19 protein-coding genes are annotated in these 18,224 nt (G+C 46.6%); 6 read left to right on the top strand and 13 right to left on the bottom strand.

Annotated elements, in window-relative coordinates:
• Nucleotides 1-75: 75 nt before the first annotated feature.
• The 6 genes from ANME2D_RS17675 to ANME2D_RS10365 all read left to right on the top strand — a co-directional run bounded on the left by ANME2D_RS17675 (nt 76) and on the right by ANME2D_RS10365 (nt 2,632).
• Entirely contained in the window at nt 76-309 is a 234-nt protein-coding gene (locus ANME2D_RS17675; protein ID WP_198527417.1) for a sensor histidine kinase, read from the top strand.
• A 91-nt stretch (nt 310-400) separates the two neighbouring features.
• A complete protein-coding gene (gene kaiB, locus ANME2D_RS10385) occupies nt 401-709 on the top strand; it encodes a circadian clock protein KaiB (RefSeq protein ID WP_048091389.1) in 309 nt (102 codons plus the stop codon).
• 39 nt (nt 710-748) lie between these two features.
• On the top strand, nt 749-1,090 hold the full coding sequence (locus ANME2D_RS10380; protein WP_052368803.1) for a circadian clock KaiB family protein: 342 nt from the start codon (nt 749-751) through the stop codon (nt 1,088-1,090).
• A gap of 118 nt (nt 1,091-1,208) precedes the next feature.
• Nucleotides 1,209-1,784, top strand: a complete 576-nt coding sequence (gene hisB / locus ANME2D_RS10375) for an imidazoleglycerol-phosphate dehydratase HisB (protein WP_048091859.1) — start codon at nt 1,209-1,211, stop codon at nt 1,782-1,784.
• 76 nt (nt 1,785-1,860) lie between these two features.
• On the top strand, nt 1,861-2,244 hold the full coding sequence (locus ANME2D_RS10370) for a hypothetical protein (protein WP_048091385.1): 384 nt from the start codon (nt 1,861-1,863) through the stop codon (nt 2,242-2,244).
• 37 nt (nt 2,245-2,281) lie between these two features.
• The gene (locus ANME2D_RS10365) at nt 2,282-2,632 is read left to right on the top strand and encodes a roadblock/LC7 domain-containing protein (protein ID WP_048091857.1); all 351 of its coding nucleotides are present in this window, start codon (nt 2,282-2,284) and stop codon (nt 2,630-2,632) included.
• Nucleotides 2,633-2,635: 3 nt separating this feature from the next.
• Here the strand turns inward: ANME2D_RS10365 and nadA are convergent, their stop codons facing one another.
• From nadA to mcrD, 13 genes are all read right to left on the bottom strand, one after another.
• The gene (nadA, locus tag ANME2D_RS10360; RefSeq protein ID WP_048091855.1) at nt 2,636-3,562 is read right to left on the bottom strand and encodes a quinolinate synthase NadA; all 927 of its coding nucleotides are present in this window, start codon (nt 3,560-3,562) and stop codon (nt 2,636-2,638) included.
• Between the two features lie 38 nt (nt 3,563-3,600).
• Complete coding sequence (locus ANME2D_RS10355) at nt 3,601-5,739, bottom strand: DUF2298 domain-containing protein (RefSeq protein WP_048091383.1); 2,139 nt, start codon at nt 5,737-5,739, stop codon at nt 3,601-3,603.
• Nucleotides 5,740-5,815: 76 nt separating this feature from the next.
• Nucleotides 5,816-6,064 (bottom strand): hypothetical protein, encoded by a 249-nt coding sequence (locus ANME2D_RS10350; protein WP_048091378.1) that lies wholly within the window; start codon nt 6,062-6,064, stop codon nt 5,816-5,818.
• Nucleotides 6,065-6,068: 4 nt separating this feature from the next.
• Entirely contained in the window at nt 6,069-7,493 is a 1,425-nt protein-coding gene (locus tag ANME2D_RS10345; protein ID WP_048091377.1) for a molybdopterin-binding domain-containing protein, read from the bottom strand.
• Between the two features lie 405 nt (nt 7,494-7,898).
• Nucleotides 7,899-9,050, bottom strand: coding sequence for a Coenzyme F420 hydrogenase/dehydrogenase, beta subunit C-terminal domain (locus ANME2D_RS10335; protein WP_081810235.1), 1,152 nt, complete (start codon nt 9,048-9,050; stop codon nt 7,899-7,901).
• Nucleotides 9,050-9,478 carry a hydrogenase iron-sulfur subunit gene (locus ANME2D_RS10330; RefSeq protein WP_048091371.1) on the bottom strand — a complete coding sequence of 143 codons (429 nt, stop codon included), beginning with the start codon at nt 9,476-9,478 and terminating at the stop codon, nt 9,050-9,052. The genes ANME2D_RS10335 and ANME2D_RS10330 overlap by 1 nt, the downstream gene beginning before the upstream one ends.
• Entirely contained in the window at nt 9,475-11,499 is a 2,025-nt protein-coding gene (locus tag ANME2D_RS10325; RefSeq protein WP_081810234.1) for a CoB--CoM heterodisulfide reductase iron-sulfur subunit A family protein, read from the bottom strand. The genes ANME2D_RS10330 and ANME2D_RS10325 overlap by 4 nt, the downstream gene beginning before the upstream one ends.
• Nucleotides 11,492-11,926: a hydrogenase iron-sulfur subunit gene (locus ANME2D_RS10320; protein ID WP_048091370.1), complete on the bottom strand. Its 435-nt coding sequence runs from the start codon at nt 11,924-11,926 to the stop codon at nt 11,492-11,494. Before ANME2D_RS10320 ends, ANME2D_RS10325 begins: the two co-directional genes overlap by 8 nt.
• The gene (locus ANME2D_RS10315) at nt 11,923-14,976 is read right to left on the bottom strand and encodes an FAD-dependent oxidoreductase (protein WP_048091368.1); all 3,054 of its coding nucleotides are present in this window, start codon (nt 14,974-14,976) and stop codon (nt 11,923-11,925) included. The genes ANME2D_RS10320 and ANME2D_RS10315 overlap by 4 nt, the downstream gene beginning before the upstream one ends.
• A complete protein-coding gene (locus ANME2D_RS10310) occupies nt 14,973-15,845 on the bottom strand; it encodes a CoB--CoM heterodisulfide reductase iron-sulfur subunit B family protein (protein WP_048091366.1) in 873 nt (290 codons plus the stop codon). Before ANME2D_RS10310 ends, ANME2D_RS10315 begins: the two co-directional genes overlap by 4 nt.
• On the bottom strand, nt 15,842-16,408 hold the full coding sequence (locus tag ANME2D_RS10305) for a 4Fe-4S dicluster domain-containing protein (protein WP_048091364.1): 567 nt from the start codon (nt 16,406-16,408) through the stop codon (nt 15,842-15,844). The genes ANME2D_RS10310 and ANME2D_RS10305 overlap by 4 nt, the downstream gene beginning before the upstream one ends.
• A complete protein-coding gene (locus ANME2D_RS10300; protein ID WP_277812939.1) occupies nt 16,405-17,421 on the bottom strand; it encodes a (Fe-S)-binding protein in 1,017 nt (338 codons plus the stop codon). Before ANME2D_RS10300 ends, ANME2D_RS10305 begins: the two co-directional genes overlap by 4 nt.
• Before the next feature lie 198 nt (nt 17,422-17,619).
• Entirely contained in the window at nt 17,620-18,141 is a 522-nt protein-coding gene (gene mcrD / locus ANME2D_RS10295) for a methyl-coenzyme M reductase operon protein D (protein ID WP_048091360.1), read from the bottom strand.
• Nucleotides 18,142-18,224: the final 83 nt, after the last annotated feature.

Here is an 18,224-nt window from a genome sequence, read left to right as displayed (position 1 = left end):
ATTCTCAGCTCTGGAAAAGAGCACATACTCAAAGCTTTAGCTTAAAAAAGGTGAGTAGTTACGGAGAATGAATGGATCTTCTCAGTACAGGATAAAGGTATAGGCATAGCACCTGAATTCTTCGATCGACTTTTCCAGTTATTCCAGCGCGAGTACACAAGAGATGAATACCCTGGCACAGGCATAGGACTTGCGATCTGCAAGAAGATCGTGGAGCGCCACGGCGGAAGGATATGGGTTGAATCTGAACCTGGTAAAGGCTCGATATTCTACTTCACAATACCAGCAGGAAGACTGCAAAAAGTTTAATAGCTGCTGAATCTATTAGAAAGTACGGGTTAGATAAATATATATCGAAAACTACTATAGTAACCTAAATTATAGGAGAACTATCAAATTAATGAACGAAGTTAAAACTTCAGAGAATAAAGATGAGGTCTGGGTGCTGCGGCTGTACGTTGCAGGGCAGACGCCCAGATCCCTGACAGCCTTTGCCAATCTCAAGAAGATCTGTGAAGAACACCTGGCTGGCAAATACAGGATTGAAGTGATCGATCTGACCAAAAATCCTCAACTGGCCAGGGTGGATCAGATCCTGGCCGTTCCGACGCTGATACGGAGGCTTCCTCCACCTATGAGAAAGATCATAGGCGACCTCTCCAATACAGAGCGTGTTCTTGTAGGCTTAAACTTGCGCCGTGAAGATTGAATTAATTATAATTGATTACAGATGAAGTATGAGGACTATATGAATAAAATAGAAACTGATAATGATACAGAGACATTTGAGGAGGCGCTCTCTAAATTAGGAAAAGAGAAGTATGTCCTCCGGCTCTATATTACAGGATACACGCCAAAATCCTCACTGGCAATTGCAAACATCAAGAGGATATGTGAAGAGCACCTTAAGGGGCGCTATGAACTGGAAGTGATTGATATATACCAGCAGCCTGGCAGTACACAGGAGGATCACGTTGTTGCAGCCCCCACGCTGATAAAAAAACTTCCCCTCCCATTGAGAAGACTTATCGGCACCCTGTCGGATGAGGAGCGTGTTCTAGTAGGTCTGGATATTAGGCCGAAGAAGTAAGACCAGTTCAGCCTGATTGGAAGTATCATGACTGAAAGAGGTAAACGATAGAAAGAACGCAGGTTTTTATGCCAGATTGCATACCTTTATATTATAATTGATTAATATAATCTGCATTATGCGGGAATCAAAAGCTACACGGAAAACAAACGAAACAGATATCGAAGTGAAGATATCACTGGATGGCTCAGGAAACACTGACATAAATACAGGCATTGCATTCTTTGACCATATGCTGAACTCTTTTTCAAAGCACGGCTCCTTTGACCTTGTGGTAAAAGCGCGGGGAGATCTGGGTGTGGATGATCATCATACCATAGAGGATGTGGGCATAACCCTGGGCGATGCCATACGAAAAGCACTGGGAGATAAAAAAGGCATTGAGCGTTTCGGAGAGGCCCGTATTCCGATGGATGAATCGCTTGCATCGGCAGTGATAGATATCAGCGGGCGGAGCTTTCTAGTATTCAATGGAGTATTTAACAATCAAAAGATAGGGAATTTCAACCCGCAGAATACACGTCATTTTTTTGAATCATTAACAAGTAACGCAGGTATCAACGCTCATCTTAATGTAGAAGGGGATAACGACCATCACAAGACCGAGGCACTCTTCAAGGCATTTGGGATCGCATTAAAAAGGGCAGTCAGACTGGGCGGCCTGGGTGTGCCAAGCACAAAAGGCGTCTTATAGGGTTTTAGCAGTACTTTCGCAGGGGTAGAAAAGTTTAAAAACCAATACATCATGATTATCATGCTGGTGATTATAGGTGGTATCCATTATAGGGATCTATTTCAGTCTGATCGCGGTATCATTTATACTTGTAGTCATAGCAATTTATCTTTCTTTTAAAAACTGGGTATGCTGGAGGGAAATTGAGCTTGGTACAATTAAAGCAAGAGTATTTCTTGATAAATCATTTTTGGATAATAATTTTAAGCTTACACTTATTACTACAGGGATTCTAGCCGGTTTAACAGGCATTCATCTGGCGTTGGAGTATATTGAACTGAGCACCATGATGCAATCGCTGGATGAGGATTTATCACCCGGGTTCTATCTTATTTACTATAGTGTATTTCCTATTGGTATGCTGGGACTTGTACTGGTGACATATATATGGTATAGACTTCTCCATAAAAAATTCGGATAAAATAATGTATTATAAAAACTCGAAGGAAACTGAAGAATTGATAGATAGAGTACTTGCAGATTTGTGGAAAACCCATGGTATAGAGGCCTGCGCTGCCGTAAGTCGCAATGGGTTACTTATTCATGCCATTATACAGCAGGAGCAGTATGGGAAATCCCTGGCTGCAATGTCGGCTGCAATGCTCGGTGCGGCTGAGACAACTATTGCACAGATCGGGAGAGGCGTGCCTCATCGGGTTATTGTGGAGTGCGAATATGGAAAATTGATCGTCATTGGTGCAGGACCTAAAGCCCTGCTCGCCATTATTGTAAATTCTGATGTAGAACTGGGATTGATCCTTATCGGGCTTGAAGAATCAGCAAAAAAGCTCAAAGGAATATTAGATTGAGAATCAATCACCTCGCCCCACAGCCAGCATCCGGTCAAGTGCCAGTTTTGCTTTTCTCCTGGTGTCCTCAGGTACCCTTATTATGTGCTTGTTATTTTCAAGTGCCCTGATGATACTCTCAAGTGTGTTCATTTTCATATTCGGGCATACTGCATATGCTGTTGCTGGAATAAATCTCTTCTCCGGGTTTTCTTTGCTCAATCTATGTAAAAGCCCTATCTCAGTACCTATGATAAATTCCCTTGAGTCTGATCGGGCCACATATTTTAACATACCCGATGTACTTAAGACCTTATCAGCGAGCGATACGACATCAGGCCGACACTCAGGGTGAACAAGGATCTCTGCCTCAGGATGCTCTTCCTTCTCAAGCAGGATATCACCGGGCAGTATCAGATGGTGGGTAGGGCAGTATCCGTTCCATGGAATAATCTTCTTTTCTGTATTGTCCGCCACATATCTGGCAAGGTTTCTATCAGGGATAAAGATGATCTCATCCTCATCAAGCGAGTTCACTACTCTGATCGCATTTGAGGATGTACAGCATATATCGCTCTGTGCTTTCACGGACGCGGACGTGTTAACATAACAAACAACAGCAGCATCAGGATATTTCTGTTTCTCAAGCTTTAAGGACTCAGGGGTTATCATGGCTGCCATCGGGCACTGGGCATTTAACTCAGGCATAAGAACAGTCTTCTCCGGGCTCAATATAGCCGCGCTCTCGGCCATGAAATCAACGCCGCAGAAAACGATCACATCTGCATTGTGTGATGCAGCGGTCTTGCTCAGACCAAAAGAATCGCCTACAAAATCTGCTATGTCCTGAACATCGCCGCGCTGGTAGTTATGTGCAAGTATTATTGCGTTCTTCTCTTTTTTTAATTGCTTAATTCTGTTGATATTATCCATATTTTTTGTATCTAACATTATCCTAATGCTTAAATTGTTTTCTAGCGCAAAGTGTCTCATTTAACCTTATATATCTGCACAGTATCACTATATACCGGCTCAAAAAACTCCTGGTCGCTGAACTTCTCAAGCCCTGCCTCAGGGTATTTCTCCCTCTCTATATCTCCAACATAAACATACCGAACATTGTATTTTTTAAGCAGGCTGATCGCTCGGTTTATATCAGCAGTGGAGTATATGATCTCTACATCCCGAACGCGTTCGTCGATCTTGCTCCAGTTTGTGTTCCACATCTTCTCATGGGATACCCAGCCGATCACTGTCGGCAGCCCTGTGAGTGATGATATGCGCGATGAGTATGAGTACGCCTTACCGGGTGCCTCTAGAATCACCTCGCTGCCTGTAATATTTTTGTTTATCCACTGGATCGCCATGTAATCCTCGCGATTTGTTTTTTCAAGGTATGCTGTCCCATCAAGGGTACCACTGGTGGATGTGCTGAAATATGATGTACCGCTCGTCCAGCTCGTGGTAGATGCGATCGGGTGGACAAGAGAGGCAAAGACCATAAAGATCACGACAAGAGACCAGGCTGCTACCCCTATGTGTTTTAATCTGCTGCTTCTGTTCCTGTTGTTCAGGATATGATAGATCGCATACGAGGAGGCGATCCCCCACAGAACCCATATCTGCAGGTGGAATTTCATAACTGTGTTAAAACGCTTCCACGGCATGGCATCAACAACATAGAAAACCTCAGTAAGCAAAGCTATCAGGCTTCCAAGCAGCACAAGCAGCAGGACGAACCTTGCCTCGTATCTTTCTAATCTGATTATCCCGTAAGCTGAGATCAGGATCATCACAGCAAGCAGAGGAAGTACCTGGAAATCAAACCCTGACAGTACAATCAAAGGAGCTGGTACAGAGGCTAAGATAATATACATAAGCGGGTCTTCTTTGTGCTGCCACCATAAGATAAACAGGAAAGAGAGTATGAGGAATAAGAAGAGCGCGAATATCTCAATGAAATTAAAAAGAAGAGTTCTTTGCTGCACAAGCTCGATCCCTCCAAATCCACCTGAGTCCTTAGTCAGGAAGTATGGCAGGTACATGATAACACTAAGAGCTGTTGTCTGGACGCTCAGACGCAGGGCTTCTTTTCTGTGCCTGAAGATAAAGATTAGGTATGCAAAAAGAAGGTATGTCGGGTATTCCCATGTATTAAGCCCTGAAAAAAACCCGATAGACAGACCCAGGAGCATGATGTGCCACCGCCCCACTTTTTCTGCCCTGAACAGACTCAGGCCCAGGGTAATAAGCATTACCTGGAACGGTATTGATATCATGTAAGCATGAAGGCAGCCGTGCGCAAACGTATGGTAAGGGTAGTAATTAAAGGTCTGGGGAATGATACTTATCGAGTTCCAGAAATCAAACTTGAGCAGCCACTGCTGTATATCAGGCGTCTGCAGCGGCGCATAGCGTATATATTCCCTTGCTTCAGGAACAAGATATGCAACAAGCTGCAGGAAACCCGACATTATCCCGCTAACTGACACGAACAGCGCGCTTACTATGCCAGGGAAGGATCGCTGTGTCAGGTTGTACCCGATACCGTAGGCAGCCTGTGCTGTGAGCGCAAAGAACATTGCAACTGCGAGGTTGTATGTAATATTGGAAGGTATCCCTGATAGTTTTGTCAGTATTGCCGCAACCATCTGCCCGAAATAGTAATAGCTCAGGGTCTCACCCGCAAGCCACGGATCAGGCGGTGGAAAATACGTGCTGCGCAGGATGGACTGCATGAAGCCAAAATCCGTGAAATCCTCAGAATGCGGGCCATATATATCAGGCTTACTCATCACAATGAACGTGAATATGAGAAATGAAGCCACGAAGACAAGCTCGCTCTTAAGCGCAGTGCCTTTAAGAGACAGAAGCTTTGAATCGAATCTGCGAATTGAGATAAAAGCAAGAAAAATAAGAGCAAATACGATCACAGCAAACCCAAAACCCGATATTTCAAGGCTAACAGTCAGCCATACCATGTATGTTATTAAAAGAAGCCCAATAAGCTTGGAGACAGAATACCCTCTATCAGGCAGGTTAATGAAGTAAGCTGTCAGGGGAAATGCGATCAGACCTATTGCTTCAATAATCAGCAGCCACCAGAGGATAAACACTACTTCGGACATTCAATGCCCCGGAAGTCTAACAAAATTATGTAAAGTAAAAGGATACGAACTTAAAAACCAATATCTTTTCCCATCTTCAATGCCCCCCTTCAGCAGTCACCACCGCCGCATACCTCTCTGTGATCAGTGCGCGCTTGAGCTTGAACATAATCTTCTGTCTATCAAAACTATATTGCTCTGCCAGTTTTTTGATGAGCCGTTTCTTTGAAGCACCTTTAAGGTTCATCTCTGTCATGATGCCGTCCACGAATTCCTTGCTTGGATCTACTTCTTTTTTAGCTTCTGCCCTGGTTTCTGCTTTCTTAACCACTTTTTCATCTGCCATACCATCACCTCGATACCTCAACTGGCGTGATTGCTCCTTTCTCTATGCCAATCCTCTTGCCTGTGAGCAATACATTATCCTGCACAGGTGCGACCTTGAACTTCTTTTCAAGCAGGCTGCCGTTGTAATTGATCTTAACAGTCCCGCCTTTCAGGAGCTTAAGCGCCCTGACCATGTTCAGGCTCAGCTCCACAAAATCGTTATCATCTGCCAGACCAGACCACATGAACGGGTTGTACACACTGGCAAGCAGGATTTTTGCATCCGGGGGCTTTGCTGTTGCCCGGGGTGCAGCGTAGGTCGGTCTCTCATATGCTGGAACCGTGAACTCATCAACTGCGGTAATGCCAATCATCTTTTTCACGGATTCATGCAGGGAGTCAAAATCGAACTTTGTGCCTGCTATGGTGCCAAGAGCCTCAAGCCCGCCTGTCCCTGCGCCGCCAGGGGCCTGTGCCCTGCCCTCGTTATTGATAAGCGTCCCTCTTTTCTTATAGAGCGGCTCATGTGCAATCACAATGTGCGCTTTCTTCGTGATTGCGCTTTCCTGACCTGTCTGTACTATCAGGTTTGTGAGTTTCGCTATTGCTTCAGGCATTAGCTCAAGGATATCGGACTCAAGACAGAACAATGTCTTTATTGTCCCTTTATTGATATCTTCAATAAGCTGCGCCAGAGACTTTTGCTTAGCATCCATTGATAGTATATAAGCACCTGTTGAATTTACAAAAGGCTTAAGGAAGGTTATCTTCGCACCTGCGTTCTTTGCAAGAGCAAGCAGGCTCTTCACCTGCTCTGTATCCGACAGTGGATGGAAATCAGCGATAATAAGTGAATCCCCTGTAAGCTGCAGCTTTGAGGTATCAGCAGGCCTGAGATTCTCATCAGCTAAAGGCATATCCTTCCACCAGATGGAGGTTATCTTTGCACCCTTCTTTTTGGCCAGGAGGAGCCGCCTTACAATCAGAGGGTACTGCTCATAAGGATCAATAAAGAGCACGATATGCTTTGCAGCTTCTATCTCACTGTAAGGTATCCCCACACTCAGGGTCTGGTGCACATCTCCGGGCAGAGCCCCAAGCTCAACCCCTGTGTACAGGGAGCCGAATGACTCTGCAAGCTTCTGGAATGCAAGATGCTCCTCGCATGTGGTATTGCCCAGGGATAGAAAGGCGACAGAACCTTTTGTGCTGGATATTCTCTTAGCCGCCTCTTTTGCAGCCTCATCCAGCGTGGTCTCCCTGCCGTCAACTATGGACCTAGCAGGTGTATAAAAGCGCGGAAGACTCATCCCGAACCTGCACAGCTTTCCTGCGTTGGCAGGAGAGGATTTCCTGAAATCCACTTCAAGTTCTCCGTTCTCGCGGATGTAGAGACCGCAGCCGAAATTGCATCCAGGGCAGATTGTTGAATAGACATTGCCAATCATTAGTTCACACTCCCAGGTTCTCTAAATTCTTCACCGCAGAGTCGGCTATGAACTGGTTCATAGATAACAATGAAAAAGACGATTAACAACGAACTCAAAACGAACTTAAACGAACTCATAAGCCCGAGTTCGTATCGAGTTCGTACCAGTTCGTTGTTTATATTAGCTGAACCACATCCGAGTCTAAGATGCGATATATATTTGACTTTTTCATACCAGGGCGCAAAGTTCGCAAAGGTTGCTATTACGCTTTGCGCTCTTTGCGTTCTTTGCGGTGCAAAATCATCTTTATGATGCCAAATCCTAGAAATAAGGAACCGCAGATAAACGCCGATGAACGCAGATTTGCCCATCATGTATCTGCGTTTATCTGCGTTCATCTGCGGCTTATATTGTAATAGGCTGTTAATCATTTAACTTCACCTCGAAATACGGCGGTCTTCGCAAATCCATTCCAGGCTCGTATTTTAGCTCCTCCTGCACAGGGTTTGCAAACCGCCTGTACAGCCTTGTGAGCGGGATATCCACAGGGCACACATCAGTGCACTGGCCGCATCCGATACACGAATCTGCAAGATGCAAAAAGCGTACCAGATGATACATCGACATCTTATAAGCATCACCGCGGTAATGGAATTCGGTGCATTTTGAGACATCACCGCATGAGCATGTCGGACACACTGTCTTGCATGCACCGCAGTCTATGCAGTTCTCAAGCTCTTTCCTGAAATATTCAAGCCTGTTATCCATCGGGATGAATACTTTTTCCTTCCATTTCCTGGATAATCCTTCCATTGCGCCTTTTATCCTGGCTCGTGCTGCAATTCCCTTCTCATCGGGCTTCTGAATCTGGACATATCCAGCATCAACAGCATTTTGCAAAAGTTCTGCACCTTTCTCTGAATTAACCTCCACGAATGTGGCTTTTCCAGCAAGTTCTCCTGTTACGCCCCAGTTGCCGCATGCCAGATCAGCGTTATTCGGTATCTTAATAGTGCAGTACCTGCAGCTCTCACGCCTTCCATATCCTTTCTCTTCAAGCTCATCAATGGTTATGGCATGTTCCTTTCCGTCCTTTGTCTCGAAGATGAGCTTCCCCTTCTCGATCTCCTCGCCATGTACATCCTCTGGCCTGATCTTATACATGACCTCAAGCATTTCCCGCGTTACAGTTGGGTGCATCGATCCGCCGCAGTTTAAGCCGATTATGAAGGTGTTATCAAGCTTTATTGTATTGCGTTTGCCCTGTTCAATGATGCCGCGCACATCGCATCCTTTGGCTGGAAGCGCCACTTTTAAATTCTTATTTGCGATGAGTTTTGCAAAGTTGCTCGGAACTGAGTGCAGTGAGCCTGCTGAATTCAGTACCTCGTTCACATCAGATGTTATTACAGGAACAGCTTCAAAGTCGTTAATTTTCTTCAACACAACGACGGAATCAACCAGTTTCTTATCAAGCGCTGCCGCAAGCACCGATGTCACAAGCCCGCCTGAGCCTCCGCGTTTCCTGATGTCCTCTTTCGTGGACCAGCCCAGGAACATCTCGCCTTTTTGCATCACGACACCCCCTCAGGCTTAAGAGGGCTTGGTCCCAGCTTTTTTATCTGCTCCGTGACATCGCGGATGAAACTGGCAAACTTCTCACCCTCGCTTGCCGAGATCCAGTTAAGCTGAAGCCTTTCTTTCTCAATCCCAAGTTCGCGCACAACACTTTCAAGGAACTTGTATTTGATCTTTGTTTTATCGTTACCGTTGACATAGTGGCAGTCCCCTATGTGGCAGCCTGTGACCAGGACTGCATCCGCGCCCTCAAGGAATGCATTGAACACATGCAGTGGATCGATCCTTCCTGAGCACATGACGCGTATGATCCTTGTTGAGGGAGGCTGCTGGAACCTTCCCATACCTGCGCTGTCGGCTCCGCCGTAGGAGCACCAGTTGCAGCAGAATGCAACTATCTTGGGCTCCCATGCTTCTGCGCTCATACCGCCGCCTCCTGGAACCTGAACACGTTCTTTACCTGGGCAAGGACCTGGTCATTCTTAAAATGGCTCTGCTCAAGTGCACCTGTTGGACAGGCTGTGACGCACGTACCGCATCCTTTGCACAGCGCTTTCACCACATTTGCCTTGCCTGCCTCTTCATCCATCTTTATAGCCTGGAACGGGCACATGGGAACGCATACACCGCATCCAGCGCAGACATCAGGATCCACTACAGCGGTTATGCCTTCTGTTATGGCTTTTCTGTTCTTGAGAAGAATGGTGGCTCTGCCTGCGCATGCACTTCCCTGTGAGACAGCATAGGGGATATCCTTCGGCCCTGAGGCAACGCCAGCAAGGTATACGCCGTCGATGGTGGTATCCACAGGCCGAAGTTTAGGATGAGCTTCCATCAGGAAGCCATCTGCAGCTTTTGATAACTTCAGGAGCTGCTGGAGTTTGTGTATTCCATCATGCGGGACAACGCCCGTACTCAGTACAAGCAGATCGAACTCAAGGTTCCGTATCTCATTGGCGAGTGTATCCTCCACCCGCACCATGATGTTCTTATTCTCAGGGTTCTCCTTTACTTCAACAGGCCGTCCGCGCAGGAACTTCACACCCAGGTTGCGCGCCCTGTTATAGGATTCCTCATATGACCTGAAAGGCGTTCTGATATCGATATACATAATAGTGTGATCTGTCTCAGGCCGCTTCTCCTTAAGCAGTTGTGCATTCTTTATTGTGTACATGCAGCACACACCCGAGCAGTAGATATTGGTATTCTTATCACGCGATCCCACGCAGTTCACAAATCCCACTCTTATGGGCTCCCTGCAGTCTGAAGGGCGGATGACATGCCCGCCTGTTGGCCCTGCTGCATTGAGGAGGCGCTCAAACTCCATGGCAGTGATAACATTATCGTACAGTCCGTACCCGAAATCATGTCCTGGCTCAGGGTCATAGGTCTTGAAGCCCACAGCCCCTATAATGATGCCCGCGTTCAGATCGGTATACGTTGTCTGCATATCATAATCAATAGCTTTGCTTTCGCATGCCCTGGCGCATGCCTTGCAGTTGATGCAGTTCTCCTTATCAAGCACAGCACGAAGAGGCACAGCCTGCGGGAAAGGGACATATATGGCTTTTCGTGTTCCGAACCCCTCGTTAAAATCATAGGGCACTTCAACAGGGCACACCTCGCTGCATTTGGCACAGCCCGTACATTTGCTGGTATCAAGGTACCTGGGCTTGTGCTCGATTTTCACATTGAAATTCCCAACATACCCGTCCACTTCCTTTACCTCGGAATAACTCATTATCATTATATTCTTGTTCCTCACAACTTCAACCATCTTTGGCCCGAGTATGCATATGGAGCAGTCGTTCGTGGGAAAGACCTTATCAAACCTTGCCATCCTGCCGCCAATTGAGGGCTCTTTCTCAACAAGGTACACCTTAAAACCCATATCTGCAAGATCAAGTGATGCCTGCATACCTGCAACGCCTCCGCCCACAACAAGCGCTGTATCAGTGACAGGCACTTCGCTTGCCTCAAGCGGCTCAAGTAATTTTGAGCGCTCAACACCCATGCGTACCAGGTCTTTTGATTTCTCCGTGGCCTTATCCTTCTCCCACATATGTATCCATGAGCAATGGTCCCTTATATTCACAAATTCAAGGAAGTACTGGTTAAGACCCATCTGCTCGATACATGCCCTGAATGTGGGCTCATGTGTCTTTGGAGAGCATGCGGCTACAACAACGCGGTTGAGGTTATGTTCTTTTATCTTCTGCTGTATATCGGCCTGGCCTGAGTCAGAACATGTGAACTTATTAACAGAGGTAGCCTTCACACCTGGCAGTGTTGCGATATAATCTGCCACTGCATGTGTATCTACTACACCACCGATATTTACCCCGCATTCGCATACGAATACGCCTACCCGTTTCTCATCCTGATTACCCTTATCCTGATTATCCTTCGATTCAACAGGTACATCTGTACCTTTAGTATCACTCATCTATCTTCACTTCCTTGATCGGGTTTTGACCCAGTTTCTTAATCTCTTCTGTAAAATCCCGAATAACTTCTGAGAACCGTGCTCCCTCACTGGCAGATATCCACTCAAGCCGCAGCCTTTTATCAAGCCCGAGTTTTGCCAGTGCTTTTTTGGTGTTATTGATCCTGACCTCTGCATTCTTATTGCCGTCAATATAATGGCAGTCCCCGATATGGCACCCTGCTACAAGCACACCATCAGCGCCGTCTTTCAATGCCCTCAGGATAAATACAGGCTCAACCCTGCTTGAGCACATCACCCTTAATATCTTCACGGTGGGGGGGTACTGAAAACGGCTCACGCCAGCCAGATCAGCCCCTGCATATGAGCACCAGTTGCAGCAGAACGCAAGAATATCTGGCTCAAACTCGGTCACATTCTCTGTCATACAACTGCCTCCACTGTGCCTGTCTTTGGCTCAATGAGCCCTATATCTTTATTAAAAGCATCGATTGCCTCTCCAATCTCTTTTGATGAGAAATGCTGGGCTGTTATGGCCCCGACAGGGCATGCGGCAGCGCATGAACCGCATCCCTTGCATGCAGCAGGGTTGATGCGTGATTTCTTTGCTATGTAGCTCACTTCTTCTGATGTTACCGTTACTTCCTGCAATGACGGGGCATTATACGGGCATACTGCAACGCATGTCCCGCAGCCTATGCATCTCGCCTCATCGACCACTGAGACAGCACCTTCGGTCTCGATGAACTCGCGGGATAGTATGGTACATGCACGGGATGCTGCTGCGCTGGCCTGAGATATGGCCTCGCTCATGAGTTTGGGTGCCTGTGCGCTCCCGCAGAGGAACACGCCGTCAGTGGCAAAATCCACCGGCCTTAATTTGGGATGAGCTTCAAGGAAGAACCCGTTCTTATCAAGAGGTATCTTGAAGAGCTGGTTTATCACCTCATTCTCACCTGCAACCAGTGGTGTGCTGAGCACCACAAGATCTGATGCTATCTCTATATCCTCATTCAGCATGGAATCATGGACAACCACAGACCCGTACTGCACCTCCGGGTCCCTGGTGTATTTTATGAATATCACGCCAAGCTCTCTTGCATCCTCGTATAATCTCTCCATAACCCCGTATGTTCGCATATCGCGGTACAGGACATACACGCTGGACTTACTGTTTGCTCTCTTGATCCTTACTGCATTCTTGACAGCATCGATACAGCATGTCCTGCCGCAGTACTCCCTATCCTTATTCCTGGCTCCAACGCACTGTATCATAGTAGTATTATTCGCACTGATGCCCTCACCTAGCATTCTCTCAAGCTGTGCCTGCGTTATCACATGCGCATCCTTCCCGTAATTGAAAAGTCCCACAGGTTCAAAGTTCCGTGCCCCGGTCGCCACAACAGCAGCCCCGAAATCAACAGGTACCTCCTCTCCTTTTGAAAGGATAATGCCTTTAAAGTTGCCAAGGTAACCCTCAACTTTTGTGAGTCTTGCCTCGTTTAATACCCTGATCCTGTTATTCTCGTAAACCCTGCACGTGAGAACATCCAGTACATCAGATGGCTTCTTCCCATCATATAGCTCTGTTGTGTGTTTGAGCATACCGCCCAGTTCTTTTTCCTTCTCGATCAGGGTCACTTCATAACCGTTATCTGCAATATCAAGCGCAGCCGTCATGCCTGCCACGCCGCCACCGAGCACGAGCGCTTTGTTGATGAGAGGCACTTTCTGCTTGTATAAGGGCTGGAAGAGGGCTGATTTTGCAACTGCCATCTGAACGATTCCCTTTGCCTTCTCTGTGGCTTTTTCCTTCTCCTTCATGTGCACCCAGGAGCAGTGCTCCCGGATGTTGGCAAGCTCGAATAAGTAGGGGTTAAGCCCTGCTTCACGGCAGGTATTCTGGAACAGCGGCTCATGTGTGCGCGGGGTGCATGATGCAACCACAACGCGATTCAGGTTATTCTTTTCAATTGCATCCTTTATCGTAACCTGAGAATCAGAGGAGCATGCGTACAGCATCTCCCGGGCGTATGCAACATCAGGCAGGGTCTTTGCATACTCCACTACATCAGGAACATTGACCACGCTTCCTATGTTTATCCCGCAGTGGCATACGAACACACCGATCCTTGGCTCTGGCAAGAGCGGCTTCTCATCAGGGAACTCTCTCTCTTTGATCATGGTACCCCGCTCTTTTGATAGAAGCGCGGCAGCTTTAGCAGCGGCAGCGCTTGCCTGGGCTACGGTGTCAGGGATATCCTTGGGCCCCTGGGCTGCCCCGCAGACATACACCCCTGAAATACTTGTCTCCACGGGTTTCTCAATACCTGTGGCAATATTACCGAAATCATCAAGCGCGATCCCTGAGGATTGTGCGAGATCCCGAGTTGAATCTGAAGGATCAAGCCCTATGGATAGAATGACCATATCAAATGCTTCTGTTTTAAGCTCGCCAGAATCGAAATCCTCGTATCTCAGCGATAGATTGTTCCTTGCATCCACAATGGTCTCGGGAGGACGTGAGTTGATGTACCTTATACCATACTCCTCCTGTGCCCTGTTATAGAACTCTTCAAAATTCTTGCCAAAAGCCCGTATATCGATATGGAATATGGTTATATCAAGCTCAGGGTCGTGCTCTTTTGCTATTATGGATTCCTTTGTAGCATACATGCAGCAAACTGAAGAGCAGTGTTTTCTGTCAATCCTGGGGTTGCGTGAGCCAACACACTGGATAAAAGCGATCCTCTTCGGTACCTTGCCATCTGATTGCCTTGTGACATGTCCCTGCGTTGGACCGCTTGCGCTTAAGAGGCGCTCAAATTGCAGCGAAGTTATGACATCTGGATGGTCAAACCTGTACTGTTTAAGCAATGAGGGATCAAAGGGCTTAAAGCCAGTAGCCAGGATCACAGAGCCCACATCAAGTTCGATCTCCTTGTCCTTCATCTCATAATCCACTGCCTTTGGCCCGCATACCTTCTTGCAGACCCCGCATTTGCCTTTTGTGAGATACAGACAGTGGGCAGCATCGATCGTCGCCACCCTTGGGATCGCCTGTGCGAATGGAATATAGATGGATTTGCGCTTGCTCATTCCCGCATTATATTCATCCAGTACTTTTGATGGGCATTTCTCTGTACATGAACCACACCCTGTACATTTTGCCTCATCAACGTACCGTGCTTTTTTAACTACCTTTACCTTGAAATCCCCGGCTTCACCTGATATTGACTTAACATCACTGTATGAGAGTAATTCAATGTTCGGATGCCGCCCGATCTCAACAAGTTTTGGCGAAAGAATGCACATGGCGCAGTCATTTGTGGGAAAGGTCTTATCAAGCTGGGACATCACTCCGCCGATGCTTGGTCTTGATTCTATGAGATATGTCTTGAACCCGCTGTCTGCAAGGTCAAGTGCTGCCTGTATCCCGGCGATACCGCCTCCTACGACCGCAACCGAGCCTTTCATTCCTTTCCCCCCTCTATTATTAGGTCAAGAAGCCTGGCAGGCGACACCATGTTCTTATCCAGTTCAAGCTCTTTCTCGCTCAAACCCATGGCAAGACCGATAAGCTGGGTGAAATACAGTACAGGCATACCAATTACAGTATTATGCGCCTCTTCTACCATAGATTGCTGGCCGTCAAGCAGCATGTGGCACATGGGACATGCAACAACGATACAGTCTGCACCTGCTGCTTTTGCTTCATCGAATAGTTTTTTTGTGAATATGAACGCGTAATCCTGTTTGCTCATCAACAGGTTCCCACCGCAGCATTTTGTCTTCTGGGTAAAAGGCAGACACTCCGCACCCGCTGCCCTGATCAGGTTATCAAGAGATGTCGGATTTTCTGGATTATCGAATCTACCCACCTCTGATGGGCGGACAAGAAGACATCCATAATACGGGACGGCTTTAATACCTTTTAAGGGTTTTATGAATTTACTGGATAGCGTATCTATTCCAACATCATTTACAAGGATATCCAGTAGATGCCTGACCCTGATGCCCCTGTATCTCTCTCCAAGTGCTTTTTCCATCTTTGCTCTGAAGGACTCGTCATTTCTCATTGCCATATCAGCCCTTGAAAGATTATGTGAGCAAATGCTGCAGGGTATTACGAGATCAAGCCCTGTTCTCTGCGCCAGCATGTTGTTTCTTGCAGACAATCCCATGGACAACTCCTTATCAAAAATAGCCTCAAGGGCGCCGCAGCAGTTCCAGTCTTCGATCTCGGTAAGTTCGATATTTGATGCTTTGCATACTGCTTTTGTGGATGCATCGTATTCACGGGCTGTACCGTGAAGAGTGCAGCCAGGATAGTATGCCAGCTTCATCTCTCTACCTCTTCAAAGATCCTCTTTATCTGGTCTTTGCCCTTGATCTTGTGGGGCAGGATGCTGACTTTCCCTTTCCTGAATAATTCCAGCCCCATCGGAATATAATCAATCAACCCCTTGATCCCTTTTGTTTTGAGTGTGAACATGCCACTCACACCAGCCTCATGCCACTTGCCGTTTTTCCTGACCGAATTGATGAAAAGATTATCAAAAAGTGGTTTTGGATTATCAAGCTTGATATTTCCTGCCTTTGCCTCCCGCTGGGCTATAGCTCTTATCGCACCCATGACCTCTGTGATCTTCACATCCTGGGGACACCGCTCATAGCAGAGGTAACACGAAGCGCAAAGCCAGATGGAATCATCGCTCAGAACTTCATCGCGCATGCCAAGCAGGGCTTTTCTGATAATCTTGCGCGGGTTATAACCTTTATCGATCTCGGTTACAGGGCAGCCCACAGTACAGCCTGTGCAGTTAAAGCAGCGCTTGATGTTCTCGCCTCCAGGCTCATTAGCTATCTCATATTTGAAATTTGAATCAAGCTGGCTTGTCTTGATCATTTAACCTCCATATGCCGTGCAAGGAACACAGTAAGATCGACAACATCAAAATCATACCTCTTTATGGCTTCTTTTTCGCTCTTCAGGCAGTTAAAATGCGCAAGACATTTTGGACAGGTGGTTATGAGTGTATTTACACCGGCTGCCTGTGCCTCATCCATCCTGGCTATACGCAGGGCCTTTGTCTGCTCGTTGCAGTTCATAAAACTGCTAACTCCGCAGCACAGGGCTTTTTCTTTTGAATGCTCCATCTCCTTTAACCTTGCGCCGTTTGCAGTTAATGCCTTACGTGGAGCATCATATACTCCCATGTGTCTTCCCAGCCTGCATGGATCATGGTAAGTAACTTCCTTATTTATCTCAAGCCCCAGCTTATCCAGAAGCTCGCTTATATGGATCACCCTGATCCCTAGATCATAATCCTTTGAAAAAGTGCGGTAACACTCAGCACAACTGGTTATAAGGGTATCGATGCCGCTATCTTTTATGTATCCGGTATTATAATCTTTAAGCCTGTCAAAAACGTCTTTTTTTCCCTGCCAGAGGATATCATGGCCGCAGCATTTCATCTGAATTATCTGTGGCTTTATGCCTGCTCTATCAAGGAGTTTTAGCGATGAAGCGGTGATCGCCCCGAAATCAGTCTTCACATCATGCAGGAATAGACCGAGTGATTCCACGCATCCCGGGAAGTAGCCGTATGTTGAACCTGCTGGATCAGCCCTGATATTTCCATCAAGCCTGGAACTCAGTTCGGCAAGCTCGGTGAAAACGCCAAGATGTGCGATCTCAAGAGGCTGCCCTCCTTCTCTCTCCTCTTTTATGAAACCCAGGAAATCAACCTGCTGGGGACATTCCTGCGGACATAACCCGCATGTAAGGCACGTCCAGATGCCTTTTGTATCAAGCCCGTAGATGTTGGAATTATAGATAGAACTGCGCGGCGAGGTCTTTGAGACCCTGCGCATGGGGCAGATAGATGTGCATTTACCGCACTGATAACAGGTCTGTATATTGTTCGTTTATACCCACCATCACTTCAACGTTTTTAATATTTATACTGAATTATCAGCTTTAAATATTTCGATTTTAACGCGGCGGAGGTCATTATTAATGATGTTACTTAGCTGTACTTTTCACTGCATGATCACCTATATTCAGTATTTTTCTTTTAACGTATCCGGTCATATCTATTTTGAGTCAACTCCTTATCATCGTTCCTCTTCTTTTCGGGTTATATAGAGGTTATCTTCTGTTTTTGCATGTGGATCTGTTAAGCCAATTATCCGTTCATCCTCAAGATTGATCCTCTCATCATTCCTGCTTCTGAACCCATACTTGCCATAATCAGTAAGGGTGGGTTTTCTCTTAATGAAGTGCCCCCGCCTGAATTCAAAGGGGAAGGGAAGCGTTCGCTCACATGCTTCTCTCACTTCCTCCATAGCACCTTCATTTTCTACTTCGACTAATATCTCTCCCACGATAATATGCAACTCGAATGCACAATCTCCGACATTGATGATCTTCCTGTCAGGATGGTTTACATCTGCGCCTGTTCCGGGCCCGGATGTGACCTTTCTGGGCAGGTTTTTCCCGTTGAGAAGCATTCTTATTACGCCTTTGACCTGATCAATATCGTTTAAGACTTTTTCAGTAGTCTCGGGTTGTAATAATCGCTGCGGAAATATTCGTATCTGGATGGGTTTATCCTCAACTGAAGCAGTTCCTGACATTCAATTCTCCTCATTTACAATCTATGATGTTCAGTAATATTAAACATTCTGGTTCGTACATAAACGAACATTATGATTAATAA

The organism is Candidatus Methanoperedens nitratireducens (genome assembly GCF_000685155.1).
Classification (GTDB): Archaea; Halobacteriota; Methanosarcinia; order Methanosarcinales; family Methanoperedenaceae; genus Methanoperedens; species Methanoperedens nitratireducens.
The sequence above is the reverse complement of the archived record's forward strand: the minus strand, read 5'-3'. Positions and strand labels throughout refer to the sequence as shown.

Excerpts from the sequence above, each read along its gene's own strand:
- nadA (WP_048091855.1), bottom strand. The coding sequence starts at position 3,562 with ATGTTAGATACAAAAAATATGGATAATATCAACAGAATTAAGCAATTA.
- ANME2D_RS10305 (WP_048091364.1), bottom strand. The coding sequence starts at position 16,408 with ATGATCAAGACAAGCCAGCTTGATTCAAATTTCAAATATGAGATAGCT.
- ANME2D_RS10335 (WP_081810235.1), bottom strand. The coding sequence starts at position 9,050 with ATGCAAAAAGGCGAGATGTTCCTGGGCTGGTCCACGAAAGAGGACATC.
- kaiB (WP_048091389.1), top strand. The coding sequence starts at position 401 with ATGAACGAAGTTAAAACTTCAGAGAATAAAGATGAGGTCTGGGTGCTG.
- ANME2D_RS10380 (WP_052368803.1), top strand. The coding sequence starts at position 749 with ATGAATAAAATAGAAACTGATAATGATACAGAGACATTTGAGGAGGCG.
- ANME2D_RS10325 (WP_081810234.1), bottom strand. The coding sequence starts at position 11,499 with ATGAGTGATACTAAAGGTACAGATGTACCTGTTGAATCGAAGGATAAT.
- ANME2D_RS10320 (WP_048091370.1), bottom strand. The coding sequence starts at position 11,926 with ATGACAGAGAATGTGACCGAGTTTGAGCCAGATATTCTTGCGTTCTGC.
- ANME2D_RS10330 (WP_048091371.1), bottom strand. The coding sequence starts at position 9,478 with ATGAGCGCAGAAGCATGGGAGCCCAAGATAGTTGCATTCTGCTGCAAC.
- hisB (WP_048091859.1), top strand. The coding sequence starts at position 1,209 with ATGCGGGAATCAAAAGCTACACGGAAAACAAACGAAACAGATATCGAA.
- mcrD (WP_048091360.1), bottom strand. The coding sequence starts at position 18,141 with ATGTCAGGAACTGCTTCAGTTGAGGATAAACCCATCCAGATACGAATA.
- ANME2D_RS10350 (WP_048091378.1), bottom strand. The coding sequence starts at position 6,064 with ATGGCAGATGAAAAAGTGGTTAAGAAAGCAGAAACCAGGGCAGAAGCT.
- ANME2D_RS10355 (WP_048091383.1), bottom strand. The coding sequence starts at position 5,739 with ATGTCCGAAGTAGTGTTTATCCTCTGGTGGCTGCTGATTATTGAAGCA.
- ANME2D_RS10345 (WP_048091377.1), bottom strand. The coding sequence starts at position 7,493 with ATGATTGGCAATGTCTATTCAACAATCTGCCCTGGATGCAATTTCGGC.
- ANME2D_RS10315 (WP_048091368.1), bottom strand. The coding sequence starts at position 14,976 with ATGAAAGGCTCGGTTGCGGTCGTAGGAGGCGGTATCGCCGGGATACAG.
- ANME2D_RS10310 (WP_048091366.1), bottom strand. The coding sequence starts at position 15,845 with ATGAAGCTGGCATACTATCCTGGCTGCACTCTTCACGGTACAGCCCGT.